This is a genomic window from Rhodococcus sp. NPDC077669, assembly GCF_040686915.1.
GTDB classification, from domain to species: Bacteria; Actinomycetota; Actinomycetes; order Mycobacteriales; family Mycobacteriaceae; genus Rhodococcoides; species Rhodococcoides fascians.
Genome location: NZ_JBFBMD010000008.1, coordinates 48,549 through 71,817, shown reverse-complemented (window position 1 = coordinate 71,817; position 23,269 = coordinate 48,549). Strand labels below are relative to the sequence as shown.

Annotated in this window: 22 protein-coding genes and 1 riboswitch; of the genes, 16 read left to right on the top strand and 6 right to left on the bottom strand. The window is 66.1% G+C overall.

The genetic code is table 11. The annotated features are described in order from the left end of the window. Window positions 1-37: 37 nt before the first annotated feature. Complete coding sequence (locus AB0P23_RS12160; protein ID WP_032369365.1) at window positions 38-1,153, bottom strand: hypothetical protein; 1,116 nt, start codon at window positions 1,151-1,153, stop codon at window positions 38-40. Between the two features lie 181 nt (window positions 1,154-1,334). On the opposite strand from AB0P23_RS12160, the gene AB0P23_RS12155 reads away from it, so the two are divergent. The 12 genes from AB0P23_RS12155 to AB0P23_RS12100 all read left to right on the top strand — a co-directional run bounded on the left by AB0P23_RS12155 (window position 1,335) and on the right by AB0P23_RS12100 (window position 12,081). Continuing rightward, a complete protein-coding gene (locus AB0P23_RS12155) occupies window positions 1,335-2,393 on the top strand; it encodes a 2,3-butanediol dehydrogenase (protein ID WP_032364498.1) in 1,059 nt (352 codons plus the stop codon). Next, window positions 2,390-3,157: an acetoin reductase gene (locus tag AB0P23_RS12150; protein ID WP_032399613.1), complete on the top strand. Its 768-nt coding sequence runs from the start codon at window positions 2,390-2,392 to the stop codon at window positions 3,155-3,157. Before AB0P23_RS12155 ends, AB0P23_RS12150 begins: the two co-directional genes overlap by 4 nt. Window positions 3,158-3,201: 44 nt before the next feature. Next, the gene (locus AB0P23_RS12145; RefSeq protein ID WP_027494399.1) at window positions 3,202-4,530 is read left to right on the top strand and encodes a GAF domain-containing protein; all 1,329 of its coding nucleotides are present in this window, start codon (window positions 3,202-3,204) and stop codon (window positions 4,528-4,530) included. A gap of 21 nt (window positions 4,531-4,551) precedes the next feature. After that, window positions 4,552-6,600, top strand: coding sequence for an FUSC family protein (locus tag AB0P23_RS12140; protein WP_032399612.1), 2,049 nt, complete (start codon window positions 4,552-4,554; stop codon window positions 6,598-6,600). Between the two features lie 34 nt (window positions 6,601-6,634). Beyond that, a complete protein-coding gene (locus tag AB0P23_RS12135) occupies window positions 6,635-7,261 on the top strand; it encodes a HEAT repeat domain-containing protein (protein WP_052061342.1) in 627 nt (208 codons plus the stop codon). A gap of 9 nt (window positions 7,262-7,270) precedes the next feature. Further along, window positions 7,271-8,272: a HEAT repeat domain-containing protein gene (locus tag AB0P23_RS12130; RefSeq protein ID WP_032399610.1), complete on the top strand. Its 1,002-nt coding sequence runs from the start codon at window positions 7,271-7,273 to the stop codon at window positions 8,270-8,272. Then, window positions 8,269-8,616, top strand: coding sequence for a plastocyanin/azurin family copper-binding protein (locus AB0P23_RS12125; RefSeq protein WP_032369371.1), 348 nt, complete (start codon window positions 8,269-8,271; stop codon window positions 8,614-8,616). Before AB0P23_RS12130 ends, AB0P23_RS12125 begins: the two co-directional genes overlap by 4 nt. A 13-nt stretch (window positions 8,617-8,629) precedes the next feature. After that, window positions 8,630-9,034: a DUF2752 domain-containing protein gene (locus AB0P23_RS12120; protein ID WP_032399609.1), complete on the top strand. Its 405-nt coding sequence runs from the start codon at window positions 8,630-8,632 to the stop codon at window positions 9,032-9,034. 114 nt (window positions 9,035-9,148) lie between these two features. Beyond that, on the top strand, window positions 9,149-9,346 hold the full coding sequence (locus AB0P23_RS12115) for a hypothetical protein (protein ID WP_032399608.1): 198 nt from the start codon (window positions 9,149-9,151) through the stop codon (window positions 9,344-9,346). A gap of 140 nt (window positions 9,347-9,486) precedes the next feature. After that, complete coding sequence (locus tag AB0P23_RS12110; RefSeq protein WP_032369373.1) at window positions 9,487-10,143, top strand: GntR family transcriptional regulator; 657 nt, start codon at window positions 9,487-9,489, stop codon at window positions 10,141-10,143. Next, complete coding sequence (locus AB0P23_RS12105; protein WP_032373850.1) at window positions 10,140-11,390, top strand: MFS transporter; 1,251 nt, start codon at window positions 10,140-10,142, stop codon at window positions 11,388-11,390. Before AB0P23_RS12110 ends, AB0P23_RS12105 begins: the two co-directional genes overlap by 4 nt. 229 nt (window positions 11,391-11,619) lie before the next feature. Then, window positions 11,620-12,081, top strand: coding sequence for a hypothetical protein (locus AB0P23_RS12100; protein ID WP_197077458.1), 462 nt, complete (start codon window positions 11,620-11,622; stop codon window positions 12,079-12,081). 83 nt (window positions 12,082-12,164) lie between these two features. Here the strand turns inward: AB0P23_RS12100 and AB0P23_RS12095 are convergent, their stop codons facing one another. Both AB0P23_RS12095 and AB0P23_RS12090 read right to left on the bottom strand, forming a co-directional pair. Beyond that, entirely contained in the window at window positions 12,165-13,502 is a 1,338-nt protein-coding gene (locus tag AB0P23_RS12095; protein WP_032373852.1) for a M1 family metallopeptidase, read from the bottom strand. 6 nt (window positions 13,503-13,508) lie between these two features. Then, a complete protein-coding gene (locus AB0P23_RS12090) occupies window positions 13,509-17,453 on the bottom strand; it encodes a Pls/PosA family non-ribosomal peptide synthetase (RefSeq protein ID WP_363797784.1) in 3,945 nt (1,314 codons plus the stop codon). A gap of 195 nt (window positions 17,454-17,648) precedes the next feature. After that, window positions 17,649-17,764, top strand: a riboswitch (SAM riboswitch). A gap of 54 nt (window positions 17,765-17,818) precedes the next feature. Here AB0P23_RS12090 and AB0P23_RS12085 point away from each other — a divergent pair. Together AB0P23_RS12085 and AB0P23_RS12080 are read left to right on the top strand one after the other, a co-directional pair. After that, the gene (locus AB0P23_RS12085) at window positions 17,819-19,150 is read left to right on the top strand and encodes an aminotransferase class V-fold PLP-dependent enzyme (RefSeq protein WP_032373853.1); all 1,332 of its coding nucleotides are present in this window, start codon (window positions 17,819-17,821) and stop codon (window positions 19,148-19,150) included. A 154-nt stretch (window positions 19,151-19,304) separates the two neighbouring features. Next, a complete protein-coding gene (locus AB0P23_RS12080; protein ID WP_032373886.1) occupies window positions 19,305-19,808 on the top strand; it encodes a hypothetical protein in 504 nt (167 codons plus the stop codon). 11 nt (window positions 19,809-19,819) lie between these two features. Here the strand turns inward: AB0P23_RS12080 and AB0P23_RS12075 are convergent, their stop codons facing one another. Genes AB0P23_RS12075 through AB0P23_RS12065 form a run of 3 tightly spaced genes read right to left on the bottom strand, consistent with a single transcriptional unit; the run spans window position 19,820 to window position 22,290 of the window. Continuing rightward, window positions 19,820-20,293: a YbaK/EbsC family protein gene (locus tag AB0P23_RS12075; protein WP_027494387.1), complete on the bottom strand. Its 474-nt coding sequence runs from the start codon at window positions 20,291-20,293 to the stop codon at window positions 19,820-19,822. Window positions 20,294-20,320: 27 nt separating this feature from the next. Further along, window positions 20,321-21,283 carry an allantoicase gene (gene alc, locus AB0P23_RS12070; RefSeq protein WP_032373855.1) on the bottom strand — a complete coding sequence of 321 codons (963 nt, stop codon included), beginning with the start codon at window positions 21,281-21,283 and terminating at the stop codon, window positions 20,321-20,323. Window positions 21,284-21,294: 11 nt separating this feature from the next. Beyond that, window positions 21,295-22,290: a hypothetical protein gene (locus AB0P23_RS12065; protein ID WP_032373856.1), complete on the bottom strand. Its 996-nt coding sequence runs from the start codon at window positions 22,288-22,290 to the stop codon at window positions 21,295-21,297. A 138-nt stretch (window positions 22,291-22,428) separates the two neighbouring features. Between AB0P23_RS12065 and AB0P23_RS12060 the strand changes: the two genes are divergently transcribed. Together AB0P23_RS12060 and AB0P23_RS12055 are read left to right on the top strand one after the other, a co-directional pair. After that, window positions 22,429-23,007 carry a TetR/AcrR family transcriptional regulator gene (locus AB0P23_RS12060; protein ID WP_032373887.1) on the top strand — a complete coding sequence of 193 codons (579 nt, stop codon included), beginning with the start codon at window positions 22,429-22,431 and terminating at the stop codon, window positions 23,005-23,007. 28 nt (window positions 23,008-23,035) lie between these two features. Next, a complete protein-coding gene (locus AB0P23_RS12055; RefSeq protein ID WP_027494384.1) occupies window positions 23,036-23,260 on the top strand; it encodes a DUF6480 family protein in 225 nt (74 codons plus the stop codon). Window positions 23,261-23,269 lie beyond the last annotated feature (9 nt).

Sequence of the window (23,269 nt, the reverse complement as noted above, 5' to 3'; positions counted from 1 at the left end):
GATAGCCGGGTCGAGAGTTGCAATGCGTTGCAGCGGCTCATGCCGGTGACAGCTTCTTCAACCCCAACGACTGGAATCCAACGACGTAGATCAATGTCCACAGCACCAGCCAGTCGACGAAGCCCAGTGCGTTGCCGGAGATGCCGGCCGCGACGACGGGTTCGTGGAGCACGTGCTCGGCAAGAACGTAGTAGTAGGCCAGGAACGTGCCGATAGCCAGCGCGAAAGTCAGTACTGCGCGTCCCGCCGCCGGGAAGCGATTGCCGAAGCCGTTCGCCCAAAAGATCATCCAGAATGCCCAGCAGACTCCGATCTGCGCCGGGAACTGGTTGATCACCGTGCCGAGTTCTGCGGTGGCTTCCGAACCGACGAGTAGCTTCGCGAGCGGAACCATCAGGAAGTAGATGGCAGTGCCGAGCACCGCGTTGCCGACGGTGGCCGCCAGTGCGGTCCGTCCGCCGCCGCCGGCCAATTTCCAGGGCCAGTTGTCCAGGGTCTGGCCGGTCAGGATCACCGAGACGACGATCGAGTAGAACCAGCCGAGTGCGGTGTCCACGGACATCAGTGGATCGGTGGCCGAGAGCGAGACCGACGGCAGTCCGAACACGAAGTACAACGCGAGGGTCGGGACGGCGACGAATGCGATCTCGCACAGCCCGATCAGCGGTTGCTTCATGCGCAGCACGGTCCACGGCCAGTGCTGCCAGTTGAGGACCACCATGACCCAGGTGCCGAATCCGAACAGCACGAACAGCGCTCCGGCGAAGTAGCCGAGCCCGCCCTCGCGAGAACCGGCGAAATCCGGGTACAACGCCCCGAGGCCGCTGCCGAGGATCCAGGTGACGGCAACGGCGAACACCGCCGTCGAAGTCAGGATCGCGAGCCCGCGCATCGGTTGTTTCAGAGAGTCGAATCCGGCAAATTCACAATCGAATCCGATGAACACGATGAAGAGAATGGCCCAGAACAGCGCGGCGTTGAACGGCAGCGGATAGAAGTTCCAGGGACTGGTGGTGGGATCGGCGAGCACATACCAGGTCGCCAGCGACACGGCCATGACCACGGCGAGGTTGGCCAGTCCGAATATGAGCCAGTTGCCCTGTGCTGACGCCGTTTTCGGCTCGTCGAGGGGTCGGTCTGCGGTTGCGGTCATGGGGGTCTCTTCTCGGTGGGTCGACAGGGTCGCCGTCACTATGAGCTGAATCACAGCCCACCCGTCAGGGTTGCGGGAGGTTGCAGTGCGACCGATTCGATGCAACGCACTGCAACCCTGTCGGAAGTGGTCGTCGTCACATAAACCTGTGTGCATCCAATTCAGTCAGGAGTGAGAACCGATGCGTGCAGCTGTGTATTACGGCCCGAACAAGGTGGAGATCACCGACGTACCCGAGCCGAATCCCGGTGCGGGGCAGGTCAAGGTCAAGGTCGGGTTCAACGGAATCTGCGGAACCGACCTGCACGAGTACTACGCAGGCCCCATCTTCATCCCCACCTCGCCGCATCCGCTGACCGGCCAGGAGATGCCCCTGGTGCTCGGACACGAGTTCTCGGGCACGGTCACCGAGCTCGGCACGGGTGTCACCGGCATCTCGGTCGGCGATCGCGTTGCCATCGAACCGCTCTACCGCTGTGGACACTGCGGACCCTGCCGGGCAGGTAACTACAACATCTGCGCGCAGATCGGCTTCCACGGACTGATGTCCGACGGCGGAATGGCCGAATACACCGTGGTCCCCACGGACATGATTCACGCCCTACCCGACAACGTCTCCCTCGAACTCGGTGCCCTCGTCGAACCGATGTCGGTTGCCTATCACGCTGCGACACTCGGTGATCCGAAGCCCGAGGACACCGCGATGGTGTTCGGTGCCGGCCCCATCGGTATCGGCCTGTGGTTCGCGTTGCGCGGTAAGGGACTCGACAACGTCTACGTCGTCGAACCGTCGCCGACGCGTCGCGCCTCGATCGAAGCGCTCGGTGCCAAGACCCTCGACCCGACGGCAGTGGACGTGCCCGCCTTCATCGCCGATCTGACCGACGGCAACGGGGCCGACGCCATCTACGACGCGGCCGGTGTGCAACCGGCCGTCGAGACCGCGCTGGGCTGCATCGGTGCTCGCAAACCGCTCGTCAGCGTCGCAATTTACGAAAAGCCGCTCACCACACCGCTGCAGAAGCTCGTCATGAACGAATCCCGCATCCAGGGATCGCTCTGCTACACCTCCGCCGATTACGAGGCCGTCATCGATCTGATGAGCCAGGGCCACTACGACACGACGGGCTGGGTGGACAAGATCACGCTCGACGGCGTCATCGACGACGGATTCGAGGCGCTGCATGCAGGCACCAAGATGAAAGTTCTGGTCGACCCCTCGACGGGTGCACCCGCATGAGCGCGGTGTTGGTGACGGGAGCCGGTCAGGGAATCGGACGGGCGATCGCATTGCGGTTGGCCAACGACGGGCACGACATCGCGCTGGTCGACCTGGCCGAGGACAAGATCGCCGACGTGGCCGACGAGGTGCGTCGAACAGGCTCGAAGGCAACGACATTCGTCGCCGACGTCAGTGATCGCGATCAAGTGTTCGCGGCCGTCGAACATACCCATCAAGCGCTCGGCGGCTTCGACGTCATCGTCAACAATGCCGGTATCGCACAGGTCGCGCCGCTCGACCACGTCCGCCCGGAAGACACGAAGAAGATCTGGGCCGTCAACGTCGACGGTGTGCTCTGGGGAATTCAAGCTGCGGCAGCCACATTCAAGGCGCTCGGCCAGAAGGGCAAGATCATCAACGCTTCCTCGATCGCAGGCCACGACGGGTTCGCGATGCTCGGGGTCTACAGCGCAACGAAATTCGCGGTCCGGGCATTGACCCAGGCTGCGGCCAAGGAGTACGCCTCGGACGGCATCACCGTCAACGCGTACTGCCCCGGCGTTGTCGGCACCGACATGTGGGTGACCATCGACAAGCGCTTCGCCGAGCTGACCGGTGCCGCCGAGGGGGAGACCTACGACAAGTTCGTCGGCGGTATCGCTCTCGGTCGGGCGCAGACTCCCGAGGACGTCGCCGCGTTCGTCTCGTATCTCGCCGGACCCGACTCGGATTACATGACCGGACAGGCACCGTTGATCGATGGTGGTTTGGTCTACCGGTGACCCCGCATGAATCCGCTTTGTGAGCTGGAGCACAATTGACAGCGATGACGCAGTCGACAGGCCCTGAACCTGCGCTGGCGGCCGGCGAAGACCCGCGCCGCTACGCGCAGATTCTCACTGCCGTGTACGACGCGACCATGACCGGCGGGAAGTCTCCCGCGCGTCCCCGCGAGGTCATCGGTGACTCCTGGCGGCGGTTGCAGACCCTCGGTATCGACCCGGAACTGGGCAATCCTGCCGAGAGACAGATGGACGCGTCCGATCTCGAGTTCAGTCGACGGGAATCGGGGTTGTTCGACATTCTGGACGACCTCGCCCGTGGCCTGGAATCGGTGGTGCAGGACGGCGACAACATTCTCGTCGTCGCCGATCGGAACGGTCGAGTGCTGTGGCGCAGCGGATCGACGTCGGTGCTCGACCGCGCCGACGGTCTCGGGTTCGTCGAAGGGGCCAACTGGGCCGAGGATTCGGTGGGCACCAATGCCATCGGGACAGCATTGGTCTCACGCCGCGCTGTGCAGATCTTCTCGGCCGAACACTATGTGCGCAGCCATCATTCGTGGACCTGTGCCGGAGCCCCCATTCGCGATCCGCGTACCGGCCAGGTGCTCGGAGCCATCGACGTCAGCGGGCCGGCCAAGACGGTGCACCCCACCACCATCGCCCTGGTCGACGCCGTGGCGAGGTTGGCGGAATCGCAGTTGCGCGAGATTCACCGAACCACCCTGGATCGACTGCGTTCGGTGGCCGCACCGATGCTGGCGCGCCTGCAGTCCCCGGCGCTGGCCGTCGACGCGAACGGGTGGGTCGCGGCCGTCGAATCGGTGGCACTGCGCAATCGCATCCTGCTGCCCGAGGACCTCGCGACGGGACGCTTCTGGCTGCCGAGCCTCGGGGTGTGCGACTTCGAACCCCTGCCCGGTGGATGGCTGGTGCGACCCACTTCTCATGGTCGTTCCGCCGGCTCCACTCCTGGCGAGTCGGCGGACTCGTTCGTCGCGGAGTCCGGTAACACGACGACGATTCGCATCGACCTGCGCGATTCGCAGAAGCCTCGTATCGAGGTGCGCAGCGAGGTGGGGGAGTGGACCCACGAGCCGACGCCCCGGCACGCCGAGATTCTGTACCTGCTGGCCATCCACCGGCAGGGACGCACCGCGTCGCAGATGGCTGCCGACCTCTTCGGCGACGACGGCCGCGCGATCACCGTGCGGGCCGAGATGTCGCGCCTGCGCAAGCACCTCGCCGGCATCATCTCCACCCAGCCCTATCGGCTGGACGAGTCGGCGACGGTCGACGTGATCACGCCGGCGGACATGAACAGGCTGCTACCGCATTCGTCGGCCCCCGCTATCCGGGCCGCACGGGGCTGAGCCGTAGCGCAGAATCGGGGAATGAACCGCCTCGCCCGCATCCTCGACGCGTCGGATCCCGGGCAGTTACGGCTGCGCGGTGCCTCGGCGACGACGCTGACGGTGTTGCTCGCGATGGTGGTCCTGCTGCTCGGTACTCGCGTCATCGGCCAGCCGGTGACCGTGGCGATGCTCGGCACCGTGGTGGCGATGCAGGCGTCGGCGTCGGTCAAGGACAAAGACCAGCACAGCCGGCTCGTCACCACCGCCCTGATGGTGCTGCCCGCCTCGGCGGCAGTGACGGTCGCGGCGCTGCTCTCGCGGCTCGGCGCGGTGGCCGACGTCGGATTCATCGCGGTGTTGTTCGCGGCCGTATGGGTGCGCAGATTCGGACCCCGTGGCACCGCGCTCGGCATGGTCGCGTTCATCTCGTACTTCTTCGCGTTGTTCCTTCAGGCGACCCCGGGGCAAGTGCCGATGCTGATCGCGGCGATCGTCGGCGGAGTGCTCATCGCTCTGTTCGTACGGGCGGTGGTCTTTCCGGACCGACCGATCGTGGAGGTGCGGCGGCTGCTCTACGCCATGCGAGCGGTATCGGAATCGGTGCTCGCAGCGGCATCGGCGCGTGAGGACCGTGATCTGGAACTGTTGCGGCGCAGGCTCGATCGGCTCGGAAACACCGCCCTGATGATCGACGACTGGCTCGACCGTCACGACGCGGGACAACTGCTCAGCGTGACGAGTACCGATCTGTCGCTTCGTGTGTTCGACGCCCAGATCGCCACCGAACAACTCGTCAGCTCACTGTGGGCTCTCGATCCGGCCAAGCCGTGGCCGACCGCGCTGGGGCAAGCGACCACCGCGCTGGGATCGTGCCTGCAGAACGCCCCGTCCGCCGAGCAACTCAAGGCCGCCCGACGGTTGGCCGCCACGGCGGCCGAGCGCGCCGACCCGTCGACCCCCGCCGGTATCGCGACGGTATCCGCGCAACGAGCGGTGCAGGCACACATCGCCATTCATCACATCACCACCAATGCGGTGGCTGTCACGTCGAGTCCTCGACAGGCTCCGGCGGACAAGGACAAGCCTGCCGGCCTGAACCCCAGCACCAAGGCGGCAATCCAGGTTGCTGTCGCGACCAGCGCGGCAACGGTATTGGGGGAGCTGGTCTCACCGGATCGTTGGTACTGGGCCGTGCTGACGGCGTTCCTGGTGTTCACGGGGGCGTCGACGCGCGGTGAGATTCTGACCAGAGCCGGCCAACGCATCCTCGGCACCATGGCGGGAGTGCTTGCGGGAGTGGTGATCGCGGCACTCGTCGGCAATCACCAATCCGTTCAGTTGGTGCTCATCGTCGTCTGTGTGTTCTTTGCGTTCTACCTGGTGACCGTCGCGTATGCGCTGCTGTCGTTCTTCGTCACCATTCTGCTCGCGATGCTCTACGGGCTGCTCGGCACGTTCAGTATCGAGGTTCTCGAACTACGAATCATCGAGACTGCAGTCGGTGGAGCCGTCGGTATCGCGTCCGCCTACTTCATCTTCTCGACCGGGACGCGAAAGACATTGGTGGACAAGGTCGATACGTATCTCGACCAATTGGACGCCCTGATCGACACCAGCGTCGAATCGGTGATCACCCCAGGAAACGCCACCGACCTCGTGGCGTCGACGCGCACGCTCGACAACGCGCTGAAGGAGGTCGTGACGGCGGGGAAGCCGCTCGTGCTCGGGCCGACGACCCGCAGCCGGCGAGGGGCGAAGCGATTACTGCGGGTGCTGACCGTCAGCGGCCGATCCGCCCACGCACTCGCGCGAGCCGGAGTGCTGGCGTCGCGTGCCGAACCGGAGTCGGCACCCTCGGCCGATACGGCCCACGCCCTTCGCGACGCCGCGGCGCTGGTGCGGGGCACCGCTCGGCAGGTCGAGGCAGCGATTGCGGGAAAGCGGGTGGTTCAGCCCGAGAAGGTCACCGACACAACGGTGTTGGATGTGTTGCTCACCAGCGCGAACTCGCCCGGACCGGTGCGGGTCGCGGTGCGGGCGCTGAACATCATGAACCGGACGCTCGCGGACGTCCTGACCCGGGCTTGACCTTCACACGGTGACAAGGTCTTGGCTGACGGCCATGATCGACTCACTTCGGCACCAGAACTCTTCCGTGCGGCTTCGGGCCGCGCTCGACATCGGAATATCGAAGAACCCAGAATTTCTCGACGCACTGCTCGAGCGCTGCGCCGTCGAACCGGATTTCCAGGTGCGAGAGATGTTGACGTGGGCGTTGATTCGTCTCCCCGCTGCATCGACGGTGCCCAGGCTGATGCATGAAGTGCGTGCCGGCGGCGCGCAGGCTCGCAGCCAGGCGTTGCACACGTTGTCCAAGGTCAAGGACCGGGCGGCCTGGCCGGTGATCACCGAGCCGCTCATCTCCGACTCCGACGACGAGGTGGCCCGGAGCGCGTGGCGGGCGGCGGTCGTCCTGGTCCCCGAGGGCAGCGAGCAGTGGTTGGCGACGACGCTGTCCACTCAGCTGGGACGAGGCGGACGGGAAATGCAGCGCAGCCTCAGCCGCGCACTGGTGGAACTCGGGTCGGTGATCGAGCCGATGGTGCGCGAAGCCGCGTCGAGCAAGGATGTTGCTGTTCGCGCGCACGCGCTGGCGACGGAGTCGCTGCTTCGAGACCCCGACAGCGGATTTGCGTTGTTCGAGGCCCAGCGCGTCGATGCACTTGGCGCAGCCGACCCGACGGGGTGAGATAGGCAGATGTTGATCGGTGAGGTGGCGCGGCGGTCCGGAGTCAGCGCGCGCATGCTCCGGCACTACGACCGGCTCGGGCTCGTGCAGCCGACCTCGCGGACTGGCACCGGCTACCGCGAATACTCCCCGGCCGACGTTCGTCGCCTGTTCCACGTCGAATCGCTCCGGTCGCTCGGGTTGTCCCTGCACGACGTCGGACGCGCGCTGGACGATCCGAGTTTCGTGGCGACGGGACTCGTCGACGAGCTGGCTACCCGAGCCGAAGAGCGCATCGCGCGAGATACCGAGCTGCTGACGCGGTTGCGCCGCATCGGAAGCGCCCGACCGGAAGATTGGGAGGACGTACTCGGTGTCATCGGAATGCTCGGAGACCTGGACTCGGTGAGCGCGGGGAAGCGGCAGTCGGCGGCGTTGGCGTCCGTCGGAGATCGCCCCATCCCGGCCGAGGCTCTGGCCGAGGCGGTGCTGCGCGAGCCCGCCACCAACGTCGCCGGCGCGCTGCGATGGGCACTCGCGCAGACCGGGAGCGATGCTGTCGCGGCGCTGCGGCAGGGCCTCGACTCACCGGATCCCGAGGTGCGTCGCCGCGCCGTCGATACCGTCGTCGAAATTCCGCATCCCGACGCCACCGAGGTGCTGCGGGAGGCGCTGGGCCACGAGGACGGGCAGGTACGACGACTCGCGGCGCTGGAACTGGGTACTAGAGGAATCGTCGACGCGATTGCGGTGCTGATCGACATGGTCCACGAGGGTACGAACGACGTGGACGCGGCGGACGTGCTCGGTGAGCTCGGCCACGAAGACTCCACGGTCGCGGCCCTCATGGGCGGCCCGAGTGAGATTGCGGCGCGCCTACGTGTGACCCAGGCGCTGGCCAGCATTCCGGGTCCGGCGGCGGCGCAGGCTCTGCGCGAGCTCACTCAGGATGAGGACCGCTCGATCGCGCTGACGGCGACCTACCTGCTGGATCGGAGAGAACGAGCCGCTTCGGTACCGTCGGAGTCATGAAGGCACTCGGATTGCTCGCGGCACTGTCGATCACATTGGCCGCGACTGCCTGCTCCACCTCGACCACCCCGGCCGCACCCGCCGAGCCCGCTGCCGAGAACCAGGTGACCGTCGCCGACCGGATGTTCACACCGCAGTCTCTGACGATCACGGCGGGCGAGACCGTGACCTGGGTGTTCGCCGACCGCGCGATGGCACACAACGTCGTCGCCGACGACAAGTCGTTCCGCAGCGAACTGATGCAGTCGGGGCAGTTCACCCACACCTTCGACACCGCGGGCACCTACACCTACCACTGCACCCCGCACCCCGATATGACCGCGACGATTATCGTCGAACCGTGATGGACCGATAGTCATGGCAACCCGGACGCGCGGCATCGCCGCTCCTCTCGGCGTCGGCCTGGCCGCAGTCGGCGGTGCTGTGCTGCTGCACGTCCGCGATCCCCGAACCTCGACGTACCTGCCGTGCCCGTTCCACGCCCTGACCGGATTGTGGTGTCCGGGTTGCGGTGCGACCAGGGCTTTCGGCGACCTCACTCGCGGAGACATCGCGGCTGCCGCGTCGAGCAACGTCGTGGCGGTGCTGCTCGGTGTCGTCGCGATCGGTGTCTGGGCCGCGTGGCTTCGAGCACGATGGACCCAGACGCCACTGTCGCTGCCTGGCTTCGGTCGCCCGACCGTCGTCGTCGGCGTGGCCCTACTGGTCTTGTTCACCGTGGTGCGCAACACTGCGTGGGGCAGCGCACTCGCCCCGACCTGACACTCCATAGGAGGCTGCTGTGCTGCTGCAAATCTTCTCGATCATCGTGCTGCTGGGCGTACTCATCGCGCTCATCCCCACGGCCCGACGCGTCTTCAAGAAGGGTGACGACGAATGAGCGACTCACTGCGAGATCGGGTGCGAGCGAAACTGCTCGCCCAGATCGCCGACAACGGAGGCACGGCAGCCGAGCAGGCCGAGGGGGACGACCCACGCCTGAACGCACTGCGCGACGACCTCGAAGCATTGGACGCAGCCCCCGACGGAGACCCGGTGATCGACGACATCGCCGCCAGACACTGGGTGCCCTGACCGCTGGCTCCCCCTCTGGACTCCCCTCGGGGAGTCAATGTGACATGTGGTGGCCTTTTCGACGGTCAATGTCACGTTGAGTGGACCGTCGGGATAGGTCGAGTTGGGTGGACTGCTGAGGCGCATCTAGTATCTATGTTGTGTCCGAGACGAGATCCGCAGCCGATACGGCGTACCTGACTGTCAAGGAGCTCGTCATTTCGGGGGAACTTCCTGGTGGTGAGCTCGTCAGTGAAGGGGAGATCGCGACGCGGCTCGAGATCAGCCGCACACCGGTCCGCGAGGCGTTCCTTCGCCTCCAGGTCGAGGGATGGATGCGCCTCTATCCCAAGCGGGGGGCGCTGGTCGTCCCCATCGCGGTGGGTGAGGCGGAGAGCGTCGTCGACGCGAGGCGATTGGTCGAGGCCGGCAGTGTTCGCGCCTTCGTCGGCGATGCGGATGCCCGCGCACGAGTGGTCGAGGCGCTACGCGACAACCTGCGAATCCAGGACAAGCTCGCAGTCGACGGCACCGCAGCGGAGTTCAGTGCCGCCGACGCAGATTTCCATCGGACCGTCGTCCGCGCCGGCAACAACCCGTTGCTCGACGCGTTCTACGACGGACTTCGCGAGCGACAGCGGCGGATGACAGCGGCATCCCTGACCCGTGATCCGGGTCAGATCTCCCGCATCGTCGACGACCACCGCAGACTCGCCGACCTGATCGAAGCCGGGGACGCAGACGAATTCGAGCGAGCCGTCGAACAACACATGCTCAGGGTGCACGGCTTGCGCACAGACAGAGGGGGAACACGATGACCGAGGCCATGATCGACGACGACGTCCGAGAGACGACGGCCAAACGCTGGCTGTTGGTTGCCGTCGGCATGTTCGCCGTCGCCTGGGGCGGCAACGAATTCACACCGCTTTTGGTGATGTATCGACTCGACCACGGCTTCTCTGCCGTAGTGGTCGATACGTTCCTGTTCGCGTACGTTCTGGGCATCATTCCGGCGATGCTGATTTGTGGTCCGTTGTCCGATCGACTCGGCCGACGCCCGATCATGTTGCCCGCGCCCGCAATTGCCGCGGCCGGGTCCATTCTGATCGCCCTCGGACCCGACAACGCCTACATGCTCTTCGGCGGACGAGTGCTCAGCGGCGTCGCGCTCGGAATCGGTATGGCCGTCGGCGGCAGCTGGGTCAAGGAACTTTCCAGTCGCGACGCCACCGCCAAGCCCGGTGCCGGAGCGCGCCGCGCCGCGATGTCGTTGACGGCGGGCTTCGCCCTGGGAGCCGGCGTCGCCGGTGTGCTGGCGCAGTGGGCACCCTGGCCGACGCACCTCGCGTACAGCGTGCACGTGCTGATCTGCATCGCCGCGTTCGTCGGCATGCTGTCGGTCCCCGAGACACGGAGCGCCGCAACATCATCGGGGAGGAAGAGCCTCGTCGACGATCTCAAAATTCCGTCGGCGTCGCATCGACGCTTCCTGTTCGTCGTGTTGCCCCTGGCCCCCTGGGTTTTCGGTGCGGCCAGCGTCGCCTATGCCGTGCTGCCGTCTCTGATGGCCGACGCGTTGGCCGACGAGCCCGGTGGCGGTTACCCCGTCGCCCTGTCCGCGGCGATGGCGGTGATCGCCCTCGGCTCCGGTTTCGCGATCCAGGCAGTCGGGCGTCGGATCGACACACCCGCCAATGCGCGCGGCGCTCTGGTTGCGCTGTCTCTGTTGGTGGTCGGTATGGCTGTCGCGGCGTGGGCGGCGTCGGTGCTCACCATCGCCGCGGCATTGATCGCGGCAGCGGTGCTCGGGTGCGGATACGGCATGGCGCTGGTTTCGGGTCTGCAAGAGGTGCAACGCATTGCGGGCCCCGACGATCTCGCCGGCCTCACGGCGGTGTTCTACTCGCTGACGTATCTCGGCTTCGCGGTGCCCGCTGTGCTGTCGGCACTGACCGAGACCTGGCCAGGGGTGGTCACGTATCCGATCATCTTCGGATTCGGCGCGGTGATGGCGGCACTGTGTGGCCTGGTGGTGCGATCGAAGACGTCCGCTCACCTGACCTAGGGGTCGTGCGCGTTGTGCGTACCTGGAGGGACGCACAACGCGCACGAGGGAGGCTAGGATCAGCGCCATCATGGTGCAGTCCTCGCGCACGGTCCCGCCGTATCGGGTGCCCCCGACAGCTTTGATCGTTGGTGTCACGGTTTGGAATCGACACGAAGCGTACTGGTTTCTCGTCGCGGTGATCGTGCCTGCCGCATGCTGGTCGAGGTATCCCGCGCTGGTGCCGTACATGTTCGCGATCGTTGTGGTCGGGGCTCTGGTGTTTCGCTACCGACGGGTCGCCTCGTGGGTGTCGATGCTGCGCTGGGGAGTGATCGCACACGTCGAGACCGTGGACACGGCACTACGCGGCGATCGCAACCTCCGACTCGCACACGCCACCGGGTGGAACGTCCAACGGCGTCGGTACACAGGACCGTTGACGGAATCCACGGTGCGCTATCGAGCGGGGGATGTGCGCGGGCACCTGTTCGTTCGGGGACTGCCGTTCACCACCGGTGTGGTGCTCGCGCACTCGAAACAACCGGCTTCAGCGATGGTCATCAGCGACTTCCCCTGCGATCTGCAACTGGACGGCAAGGGACGATGGGCGGCAACGTTCCCGCAAGGATTCTGGCGACAGGCATCGGCGACGGTCGCGCTGTACGGCTACGCCGTGGCAGGCCTCGCGGTCTCGCTCGCGTATCGCTGACGGCAATCGGCTCCCCAGACTTGGAAATATGCCTCTGATCGGAGGCACATTTCCGAAACCGGGGAGCCGATTGCCCGCTGAATCTACGGCAACGACGGCAATTGCGTGTCCACAAGCCATGCGTCCCAGAGGGTTCGGGGGCAACCGAAGCGAGAGGCGAGGTCGGTGAAGTCGGCGGTCGCCACGGTGGAGTAGCGGTATTTGGAGGTCCATTCCTGGATCAGGCCGAAGAATCGTTCGTCGCCGATGGTGCGTCGCAGTGCGTGCAGGGCCAGCGCGCCCCGCTTGTAGACGCGGTCGTCGAAGATGCGGGCGGGCCCGGGATCGGTGAGCTGCAGATCCATCGCGAGCCCTCGCTGGATGGTGTGAGCTCGCTTGGCCTTGTCGTGAGCCGTTGCGCCGCCCGAGTTCTCGGCCCAGATCCACTCCGAGTAGCAGGCGAATCCTTCGTGCAGCCAGATGTCTGCCCACTTGCCGAGGGTCAGGGAATTGCCGAACCACTGGTGCGCCAATTCGTGTGCAACCAGACGCTCGTAGTATCGGGAACCCGAACAGTGGTTCGCACCGAAGATGGACAGGCCCTGCGCCTCGACCGGGATTTCGAGATCGTCGTCGGTCACCACCACGGTGTACGACGCGAAAGGGTAAGGGCCGTAGAGCCGTACGAAGGTGTCCATCATCTGGGGTTGACGGCCGAAGTCGTGGTCGAACTGAGCTCGTAGCCGCGGGGGCGTGATCGCGTTCATCGGCACCGGCCCCGGGCTCACGACGCGATGCTCGTACGGCCCGATCTGAATGGTCGCGAGATAACTCGCCATCGGCTCGGGCTGCTCGTACACCCACGTGGTCCGGCTGGCCCGAGTCTGCTTGCGTACCAACGTGCCGTTGGCCACCGCGTAGTACGGCGAGTCGGTGGTGATGGTGATGCCGTAGCTGGCCTTGGACACCGGGTGGTCGTCACACGGAAACCACGATGCGGCACCGTTCGGCTGACTCGCGACGATCGATCCCTCGGTGAGCTCCTCCCAGCCGACCTCACCCCAGAAACCGTTGATGGGCTTGGGTGTTCCGCCGTACGCCACCGTGACCACCAGTGCCGCTCCGGACGCAATGGGCTTGGCGGGAGTGATCTTCAGCTTGCCCCGCTGGTGGCTGAACTTCACCGAACGTGACCCGTTGACCGACACCTTCGACACGTTCATCGCCGGGCCGAGATCCAACGCGAATTTCGACACCGTCGCCGTGGTGACCGCGGTGATCTTCGCCTTGCCCGTCAATCGGTTGCTCTCGACCTTGTACTCGAGGTCGAGTTCGTAGCGCGAGACGCGGTAGCCGCGATTGCCGTTCTGCGGAAGATACGTATCGATCGGATTGTCACTGGAGTCGACGTCGAACACCGGTGCCACGAGCCTGTCCGGCATTGAAGATCACCCCTCGTTTCGGTCGTCGCGAATCCGCGGAAAGGGATCACCCTTGGCCCACGGCGCGATCGGATTGCCCTGCCAACGAGTATGCGCGGGAACCGTATCGCCGCGCATCACCAGAGAGGCAGGCCCCACCGTCGCACCATCACCTATACCCGATGCAGGCAAAGCGACACAGTGCGGTCCCAGGGTTGCGCCTCGGCCGAGATCGACGGTGTCCATGGACATGATCCGATCATGGAACAGGTGCGTCTGCACAACGCACCCTCGGTTCACCGTCGCACCGTCGGCCAACGTCACGAGGTCTGCCTCCGGGAGCCAGTACGTCTCGCACCACACACCTCGACCGATGTCCGCCCCGAGCCACCGCAGCCACATGTTGAGCACCGCGGTGCCCTCGGCAGCGCGCGCGAACCACGGTGCGGCGACGGTCTCGACGAACGTGTCGGCCACCTCGTTGCGCCAGACGAACGAACTCCACAGCGGATGGTCGGTCTTGCCGATCCGGCCCACCCACAGCCACTTCGCGGCCGCCGACACCGCTGCAGCCACGAAGCCGGCGACTAGCAACACGACACCGCTGAGCGCGGCAGCGAGCCAGTAGCCGATCGAGTCGGCAATCGCGGTCAGTCCGAACAGCACACCGAGGCCGATGCCGAACGTCACGACGACGGGAATCAGCCGGCACGTCTCGACGAGTGAACGGGCGATCTTCAACTTGCGAGGCGGGTCGAACGTCCGCGACGAGTCGGCACTGCCTGCCGCGCGGCGTAACCGGACCGGTGGACTACCGAGCCACGACGAGCCCGACTTCGCCTTGTCCGGTGTTGCCGACAGCACCGCAACGAGACCGTTCTTCGGGACGGTCCGCCCCGGTCCCGTCATGCCGGAGTTTCCGAGGAACGCCCGCTTGCCCACCTTGGCGTCGCCCAGGTGCATCCAGCCGCCGCCGAGTTCGTAGCTCGCGACCATGGTGTCGTCGGCGAGGAACGCGCCGTCGGCGACCGTGGTGAACTTGGGAATCATCAGCACTGTCGACGCCTCGACGTCCTTGCCGATCTTCGCGCCCAGCAACCGGAGCCAATGCGGTGTCAGCAGCGACGCGTAGAGCGGGAACAGGAAGGTGCGCGCCGAATCCATCAACCGTTCGGTGGCCCACACCTGCCAGCCGATGCGGCTGCGCACGGGGTGGTAGCCGCCGACGAGACCGATGCCGAGCAACCGGACCGCGACGAGGGTGATCAGCGCGAACACCGCCAGCGACACCAGAGTGGCGACGGGCAGCATCACCAAGCCGCGCTCGAAGGCCCCCAGCACGGAGTCCGCGGTGTGAATCCACCAGCCCATCAGCACCAGGCTGACGCCGATGGAGAACAGGGCCATGCCGGAGAGGAACAGCGACGCGACGCCGTAGGCGAAAACCCACTTGGTGGCGCGCGGCGGGGTCTCCGCCGGCCACGGATGATCGGCCTTGCCCACTTTCTGCGCGGGCGAGCCGGACCACATCTGGCCGGCCTTGACTCGTCCGACGACGGCGGAGCCGGCCGTCACGACCGCGTTCTTGCCGACCTTGGTGCCGGGCAGCAGCGTGGAGCGTGCGCCGACAGTGGCACCCGCTCCGATCTCGATGCCGCCGATGTAGACGAGGTCGCCGTCGATCCAATGACCGGACAGGTCGACCTCGGGTTCGATGGAGCAGCCGTCGCCGAGTTCGAGCATGCCGGTGACGGGCGGCAGGGTGTGCAGGTCGACGCCCTTGCCGATCTTCGAGCCGAGAGCGCGCGCGTAATAGACCATCCACGGTGCGCCCGACAGGTTGGACGCGCCACTGGCATCGGTCAATCTCGTTGCCGCCCAAAGCCTTATGTGCATGCTGCCGCCGCGTCGATATGCGCCGGGTTTCAACCCCGCCAGCAGTATTCGCGAGCCGATCACCGAGATGGCCATGCGCCCGACCGGGGTGATGAACAGGACGAACGCGAGAAGAATCCACCACCACGACGACGTCGGAGCCCACGGCACGTCGTCGAACCAGGCCATGACGTTGAACAGCAGGCCGAGCCAGGTGACCCACTGCAACCCGGTCAGCGTCGTCAACGGCACGGTCGCCAGAATCTGCGCCCACTGCGCGGTGCGGGACGTCGGTGCCACGTCGCGGGGGATTGCCTCCACGACAGGCTTCAGGTCGTCCAGATACTGTGCCAGAGAACCCAACCGCGGGTGATCGTAGAGCTGCGCGACGGTGATCTCGGGGAACCGCTCGCGCAGTGCCGTCACCAGCTGAGCGGCCGACAGTGATCCGCCACCGTTGGCGAAGAAGTCGGCGTTCTCGTCGTTGACCTGAGCGCCGAGGATGTTGGTCCACAACTCGGCCACCCACCCCGCGGTACCTCCGAGCGCCGACGCGCCCGCCATGCCGGGCAGCGGCCACGGGAGCGCATTGCGGTCGACCTTGCCCGAGGTACGTGTGGGCATCTCGTCGACCAGCGCGAGCCGCGGTACGAGCGCCGACGGCAACTGCTCGGCCAACAAGGCGCGCGCGGCCTCCAGGTCGAAGTCGGGATTGGTACTGGCGAGATATCCCACCAGAACCGAGTTGCCCGCAGCGGTCTTGCGGACTGCCGCGGCCGCGCCGCCGACGCCCGGAAGTGCTTGCAGCGCATTGTCTATCTCGCCCAGCTCGATGCGTCGCCCGCCGAGCTTGACCTGGTCGTCGGCGCGGCCCTGGAACAGCAGTCCTTCGAGCTCGAGCTTCACCAGATCGCCGCTGCGATACGCCCGGTCCCACCCGAGAGAGGGCATGGGTGCGTACTTCTCGGCGTCCTTGGCCGGATCGAGATACCGGGCGAGGCCGACGCCGCCGATGACGAGCTCGCCCACTTCGCCGACCGCCACCGGAGTGCCCGAGGCGTCGACGACCGCCAGATCCCAACCGTCCAGCGGTAATCCGATGCGGACCGGACCTTTACCGTCCATGATGGACGCGCACGCGACAACCGTCGCCTCGGTGGGGCCGTAGGTGTTCCAGACTTCCCGGCCTTCGACGGCCAGCCGCTCGGCCAGCTCGGGTGGGCATGCTTCGCCGCCGAAGATCAACAGCCGCACCGCTTCCAGTGCCACGGCGGGCCACAGTGACGCCAGAGTAGGCACCGTCGAGACGACGCTGATGTCTCGGGAGACGAGCCACGGACCGAGGTCGAAGCCGGATCGCACCAGGGAGCGCGGGGCGGGCACCAGGCAGGCGCCGTGCCGCCACGCCAGCCACATCTCCTCGCAGGAGGCGTCGAACGCGACCGACAGGCCGGCGAGCACTCGGTCGCCTGGTCCCAGCGGATCCTTCTGCAGGAACATCCGGGCCTCGGCGTCGACGAATGCCGCGGCGTTACGGTGGCTGACTGCAACACCTTTGGGGGTTCCGGTCGAACCCGAGGTGAAGATCACCCACGCGTCGTCCTCGGGTGTGGGCAGCTCGGGCACCGGAGTACCGGCACCCAGTTCGGGCGCATTCTGTTTCGGCGCGGTGCCGGCAGCGATTCCGCCCGCAGTGACGATGGCCGTCACCTGCGCCTCACCGAAGACCAGTTCGGCGCGCTCTTCCGGATCGTCGGCATCGACGGGTACGTACGCAGCCCCGACGTCGAGGATCGACAGAATCGCGACATAGAGCGAGAAGGACCCCGACGGCATCCTGATGCCGACGCGGTCACCGCGCCGGACACCGGCGTCGGCGAGCCACTGGGCACCCTCGGCGATGTCGTCCAGCAGTTCGGCGTAGCTGACCGACACCGTCCCGTCGTCGATCGCGGGTGCATCCGGGAAGCGATCGGCGGTCTCTTGTAGTACGTCGATCAGTGTGCGGGCCGGCGGGGCAAGGGGCGAGCGGAGAAACGCGGCCGGAGCAGGTGCGATATCCGTGCTCGAACCCGGCAGATCGTTCTCTTGGTGCACAGGCAACCGGGTGTCCTTCTCGTTCGTTGGCAGATGACTCTTGTGGTGCTGAGGAAAGCAGCGCCGTTGGTTATCTCACGTTCTGTTTGCCAGCAGGTGAACGAGCGCGCCTTCCCACCGCGGAAATCCTACTGCTGTGTCGGAGCGATCCCCGGCTTGACAAAACCGTGGCGGGTTTGCCAGTGTCTTGACCACGGTCACGAGTACCAGCATCGAGCCCCGGCTTGCTGGTCGGCAACCCTCCTTCGCGGTGGGGTGCTCCGGGTGACGACCAGGCTGACACCGAACAATCGGTGCGGCAAGCGCGGACTCGTTCACGAATATCTTCCGTTGCGGGTCCCTCGAACGTGAGGGCTTGATCTGTCATGACGTCTGTACTTTCCCGTCCCTGCACTCCTTTTGCCCCTGTTTCCGGCACGGAGTTGCAGGTTCCGTTGGTTCACGGCGGCACGTGCACCTACGCCAATTTCGATTACGCGGCCAGCGCGCCTGCGCTGTCCGCAGTGACCGATCGGATCGCGGAGTTGCTGCCGTTCTATTCGAGCGTGCACCGCGGGGCCGGCTACGCGTCCCGGGTGTGCACCGCGGCGTACGAGAAGGCGCGTGAGACCGTGGCTGGATTCGTTGGTGCACAGACGAATTCAGTGGTCGTGTTCACACGCAACACCACCGATTCGCTCAATCTGTTGGCCGCGTGCGTGCCAGGAGATACCGTGGTGCTCGATATCGAACACCACGCCAACCTCCTGCCGTGGCGTAATCGCCGAGTGGTGGTCGCAGCATCGACGTTGGCCGAGACGCTCGCCCGGCTCGACGCCGAACTGGCTGCGAAACCTGCTGCGCTACTGGCCATCACGGGTGCATCGAACGTCACCGGCGAAGTGCTCCCCATCGAGCAACTGGCCGATCTCGCGCATCGCCACGGTGCCCGGATCGTCGTCGACGGCGCACAGCTCGTTCCGCACCGTCGAGTGGACATCGCCGCACTCGGTGTGGACTATCTGGCGTTCTCCGGTCACAAGCTCTACGCCCCGTTCGGCGCGGGTGTGCTTGTGGGAAGCCGTGATTGGCTCGACGCGGGCGAGCCCCACCTGGCCGGCGGCGGTGCCGTGCGCAGTGTGACGATCGAGCACACCGACTGGGCTCCCGCACCGCAGCGTCACGAGGCGGGAACGCCCAACGTGCTCGGTGTCGTCGCGCTGGCGGCGGCGTGCGAGGCCATCGCGTCGTTCGACGAGGATGCCGCGACGACGCACGAGCGGGAATTGTCCACCCGATTGCGGGACGGGTTGGCCGCACTGAAGGGTGTCGAACTGCTGCAGGTGTGGGCCGACGCGCCCGACGTCGTCGGCATCGTCACGTTCACTGTCGCCGGCCACGACCCCGGTGAAGTGGCGGCGTACCTGTCGGCCGAACACGGCATCGGAGTGCGCGACGGAAAGTTCTGCGCCCACCCGCTGCTGCGCCGGCTCGGTCATGCCGACGGTGCCGTGCGGGCCAGTATCGGTCTCGGCAGTTCCTCGGCCGACGTGGACCGACTCGTCGACGCGTTGGCAGCGTTCGTCGAGTCCGGGCCGACGTGGGATTACGCCGAAGAAGCCGGGTGGTGGAACCCCGTACCGGACCCTCGGCCGTTCCCCGCCCTGGCCGACGGGGCCGCCGGGGTTGGATCCCCGTGCAGCCCCACAGGCAGTTAGCATGGCGTCATGACCGTGAGTGTCGTGTCGCGTGGCAATCGCCACTGGTGCAACAGGTATGTCGATCTGTGCCGCACTGCGTCCGGGTCGTGTTCGAGTTCGGCTCCGCTCCGTCCGCATGCGCATCCCGACCGACGAATCAGGACCACCACTCATGTCGCACAATCACACCCGCATAGCCATCGAATCCGCTGACGTCTGGACCGAGCTGACCGTCGGGCCCGAGGTGAACACCGTCAGAATCGTTGCCTCGGACCTGCGGGAAGCTCAGCAGCAACGCGCCCGGTTGCACGCGGAAGCCGTCGACCGCGGTGAATCGGCCGACAATCTCGCGGTCTTCCTCGATCTCGAGATCTACATCGCTGCCGACGCCAGGACGGCCCGTCGGGAATTCGCCGCACTCGACGCGCCGGCAAGCCCGTCGTCCATCCGCTACGTCGGTACCCCGTCGGGACTGGCAAGTTTGATCTCCGACGTGACCGCGGCCGACGTCGCCGACGGCGTGACGCTGCAGGTGCACGGCGAGATCGAGCGGCAGTCGACGTTCCTGGCCGCGGGAGTGTTGCCGCTCCTCGAATCGCGCGGCACCCGCCTCGACACCGACGTCGTCGACGCGATCCTCAGCGCACCCCGAATTGCCCCGACCCTCGCGTCCTAGGTCGTTCGAGCTCAGGTGACGTCGATCGCCAGACCTGCGGTGATGCGCAGCAACTCGGAGTACGACGAGCGGAAGATCGTGTCGATGTGCCCGGCCGCGGCCCACAGTTCGGGGTGGGCCGCAAGGTCCTGATCGACGAACGTATCCAAATTCGTCGGATGGCCCACCGGAGCGATTCCCCCGATCGGCTGGCCGGTGGCGTGCTTGGCGGTACGCAGATCGGCCCGGGCGAGCGTGCCGCCGAGACGCTCACCGGTGTGCTCGAGATGAACATTGTGAGCCCCGGACACCAGGAGCAACACCGGCTCGTCGTCGAGCAGAAACACCATCGACTTCACGATCGCACCCACCTCGACGCCCAACGCAGCTGCGGCGTCGGCGGCGGTGTGGGTGCCCTCGGGACTGTTCACCACCACCCCGTGATGACCACGAGAAATCAGGGTGTCGGCAACGTGGGCTGCATTCGGATGAAGTAGCCGGGACATGCCCCAACCCTATTGCCACACGACCGTTTACGCAGACAGGTCGAGATCACCGAACAGTCTCAATCGCGCCATTCCCCCGTCGGGGAAGATGTCCATTCGCACCTCCGACACCGGAGTGTCGTGGTCGAGAACGAAGCGATGCCGAGTGTCGGGCTGCAGTGTCGTTCGCGGCAAGAGTTCGATCCAGTCGCCGTCGCCCAGTCGCCCTTGCAGGGATGCCGCGCCGGGGGCGTTGCCCAGGAAGCAACTGGTGTCCAGCTCGGCCAGCCGGATTCGGCCCGTGCCGCCGAGCTGCACCTGCACCCAGTCGTTGGCGTCGTTGCGTCGACGCGAGGTCTCCCAGCCTTCGCCCATCGAGCGCGGCGGGCCGGGGAACAGCAGATTGTTGGGGGAGCTGTAGAACATGTTGGAGCAGGCCGACACGTATGCGCCGTTCTCGAGCGCGGCCAGGTCGACGGGCCCGACGGCGAGGAACTTCGGGTCCGGGACGCCGCGGCCCAGTACTCGCAGCCGAGCGACGCCGCCGTCCGGGTAGATGGACAGCTTGACGTGCGTCCACCGGGCGTCGGACGCGACTTCGAATCGGTTCTCGCTGTCGCCATCGACGGCACTACGGGCGACGATGGTCGTCCATTCCGTCTCGTACAGCTCGGTCGGTGACGGGAATCCGGTCACCTCGGCGGCCTCGATCGAAACTTCCGGCGGATAGTTGCCGGTGAACCAGGACGTATCGACGATGACGGCCGACACGATGCCGGCAGCTCCGAGTCGCACGATCGCCTCGTCGTAGCCGGCCTCGCGTCGGCGCCGCGTCTCCCACCCGTCGTAGATCTGCCCCTTGTGCCCGAACGTCGCGGTCGAGTAGTCGGCTTTGCCCGGTGTGATCAGATTTTCCTTCTCGGCGAACGTCTCGTCGTTCGCCCACACCACTGCGCCACCGAGTGTGCGGACAGCGAGATCGGGCATCGGCAGAGGGAATGTGGCAGTCATGGGATGCCACTTTACTGGCTCGGCATCGATTCACCGGCGCTGCGACGACGGCGCAGAACCGCTGCCGCAGCCATCAGCAGCACGCCGATCAGGATGTAGAGACCCAGTCCGAGTGCCGGCTGCCCGACCCCCGCACCCGAGAAGTACACGATGCTGCGCACTCCTTCGGTGCCGATGCCCGGGGTGATCCACCGGCCGATCGACGCGTACACATGCGGCAGTACGTTGGCCCCGAAAGCGCCTCCAGCGCTGGGATTTCCGAGGATGACGAACAGCACGATCGCCGCCGGTACCGCAGCCACTCCGATCAGGGCTCGCAGGCCCATCGTGAACAGTCCGGTGGCGAAGACGACCCCGGTGCCCAGCACGGTGAGCGGAAACCAGTGTCCGGCAAAGGTTCCGAGTACGTGGGTGGTCAGCAGTGCTCCCAGTGCGCCCGAGGCAATCGAGTACGCGGCGAGAATGCCGACGTGGACACAGGTTTCGCGTCGGGTCGTCGGTGCCCCGATGAGCAGACCGAAGGCGGCCGCGAGGAGGTAGCCGCCGACGACCCAGCCCACCGACAGGTAGAAGCCGGACAATCCACGGTTGTCATGCACGCCGACCGGGATCTCGTCACGCACCACGAATTGGCGTCCCTGAGCGGCATCGACCTCGGTGAAGATCGATTCGAGGGCGGTCGCCACCGAGCTGCCGGCAGCGCTCGCGGTGATCAGTGTGTCGGTGCCGCTCGAGCCGACGACGTAGGCACCGAGGATGTCCCGATCGCGGAGCAGAGTGCGAACCTCGGCGGTGTCCACTGCCGTACGCGCGTCGAGCGGCGCACCGTCGATGGCGTCGAGGCGGTCGGCGGTCTGCTGGTCCAGGCCGGCGGGAAGCCCGGCCTCGGTCACCACGGCGATCGGAATCGCGTGGGGAGTCGGCTGATGGAACGCCGACACGTAGCTGAGGATGAAGCCGAGTTGCAGCACCAGCACTGCGGCGGCGAGTAGTGACATCTTGCGCATGAAAAGTGCTCCTGAACATGTCGAGACTCGAAGACCTTGTCGATACCCGAGGTATTCAATACTCTAGGTATCGTGAATGCCGAGCAGCAAGAAGAGTGGCGATCGACACAGCCACAGCGCAGGCCGCAGCGCACCGATGTGCGAGAACGACTGCTCGCCGCAGCGGCCGACGAGTTCACCGAGCGCGGATACGCGGCGGCCAAGCTCACCGACATTGCCGATCGGGCCGGGTTCACGAAGGGGGCCGTGTATTCCAACTTCGATTCCAAGCAAGGGCTGTTCGCCGAACTGCTGGCACAGCGATCACTCGACCTCGCCGCCCGAGTACTCGCTCACGTGTCCGACCTGGACCCGCAGGCGGCTGCGGGAGCCGGCGGCGGCGAAATCGCGTCCTGGGTGGTCGCCGAGCCGCGGTGGCCACTACTGACCGTCGAATTCGGGATTCTCGCGGGCCGTGACCCGGTGATTGCCGAGCGCTACCGCACCGACCGTCGTGCCCTCCGCTCCGAGCTCGAACGACTCATCGCCGATCGAGCGGTGCAGTGGGGTGTGGGGGAGGCGTTCGATGCTCGACGCCTCGCGATGTCCTTGGCTGCGTTGATCTCCGGATTGGCCGTGGAACATTCGGTGGATCCGGAGGAGATCGACCGGTCCGTCATCGCCGATGCCGTGTCGGAACTGTTCGCCGGAGCGATAGCCAGAGCACAGCTCGATTGAGGGCTGCGCTACCGGGTACTCCGGGTTCATGACTGCTCAGAATCCAGAACCCGATGAGACTGCCGGCCTCGAAGCGGGCGGTAGCGTGACGCCGGGCGATACTCCTCCAGCCGAGACAGCAGTCGGTGGGCCCAACCACGAACCGCCGCAGCGCAGTCGCGTGATGCCGATCGTCGTCATCGTTCTGGTGGCATTGTTGGCGATCGTGATCGCCGGTGGCCTGATCGGTCGAGTTGTCGGCCTGTTCGGCTGATTTCGCGGT

Coding starts and splice junctions, on each gene's coding strand:
- AB0P23_RS12160 (WP_032369365.1), bottom strand. CDS start 1,153: ATGACCGCAACCGCAGACCGACCCCTCGACGAGCCGAAAACGGCGTCA.
- AB0P23_RS12155 (WP_032364498.1), top strand. CDS start 1,335: ATGCGTGCAGCTGTGTATTACGGCCCGAACAAGGTGGAGATCACCGAC.
- AB0P23_RS12150 (WP_032399613.1), top strand. CDS start 2,390: ATGAGCGCGGTGTTGGTGACGGGAGCCGGTCAGGGAATCGGACGGGCG.
- AB0P23_RS12145 (WP_027494399.1), top strand. CDS start 3,202: ATGACGCAGTCGACAGGCCCTGAACCTGCGCTGGCGGCCGGCGAAGAC.
- AB0P23_RS12140 (WP_032399612.1), top strand. CDS start 4,552: ATGAACCGCCTCGCCCGCATCCTCGACGCGTCGGATCCCGGGCAGTTA.
- AB0P23_RS12135 (WP_052061342.1), top strand. CDS start 6,635: ATGATCGACTCACTTCGGCACCAGAACTCTTCCGTGCGGCTTCGGGCC.
- AB0P23_RS12130 (WP_032399610.1), top strand. CDS start 7,271: ATGTTGATCGGTGAGGTGGCGCGGCGGTCCGGAGTCAGCGCGCGCATG.
- AB0P23_RS12125 (WP_032369371.1), top strand. CDS start 8,269: ATGAAGGCACTCGGATTGCTCGCGGCACTGTCGATCACATTGGCCGCG.
- AB0P23_RS12120 (WP_032399609.1), top strand. CDS start 8,630: ATGGCAACCCGGACGCGCGGCATCGCCGCTCCTCTCGGCGTCGGCCTG.
- AB0P23_RS12115 (WP_032399608.1), top strand. CDS start 9,149: ATGAGCGACTCACTGCGAGATCGGGTGCGAGCGAAACTGCTCGCCCAG.
- AB0P23_RS12105 (WP_032373850.1), top strand. CDS start 10,140: ATGACCGAGGCCATGATCGACGACGACGTCCGAGAGACGACGGCCAAA.
- AB0P23_RS12100 (WP_197077458.1), top strand. CDS start 11,620: ATGTTCGCGATCGTTGTGGTCGGGGCTCTGGTGTTTCGCTACCGACGG.
- AB0P23_RS12095 (WP_032373852.1), bottom strand. CDS start 13,502: ATGCCGGACAGGCTCGTGGCACCGGTGTTCGACGTCGACTCCAGTGAC.
- AB0P23_RS12085 (WP_032373853.1), top strand. CDS start 17,819: ATGACGTCTGTACTTTCCCGTCCCTGCACTCCTTTTGCCCCTGTTTCC.
- AB0P23_RS12080 (WP_032373886.1), top strand. CDS start 19,305: ATGTCGCACAATCACACCCGCATAGCCATCGAATCCGCTGACGTCTGG.
- AB0P23_RS12075 (WP_027494387.1), bottom strand. CDS start 20,293: ATGTCCCGGCTACTTCATCCGAATGCAGCCCACGTTGCCGACACCCTG.
- alc (WP_032373855.1), bottom strand. CDS start 21,283: ATGACTGCCACATTCCCTCTGCCGATGCCCGATCTCGCTGTCCGCACA.
- AB0P23_RS12065 (WP_032373856.1), bottom strand. CDS start 22,290: ATGCGCAAGATGTCACTACTCGCCGCCGCAGTGCTGGTGCTGCAACTC.
- AB0P23_RS12055 (WP_027494384.1), top strand. CDS start 23,036: ATGACTGCTCAGAATCCAGAACCCGATGAGACTGCCGGCCTCGAAGCG.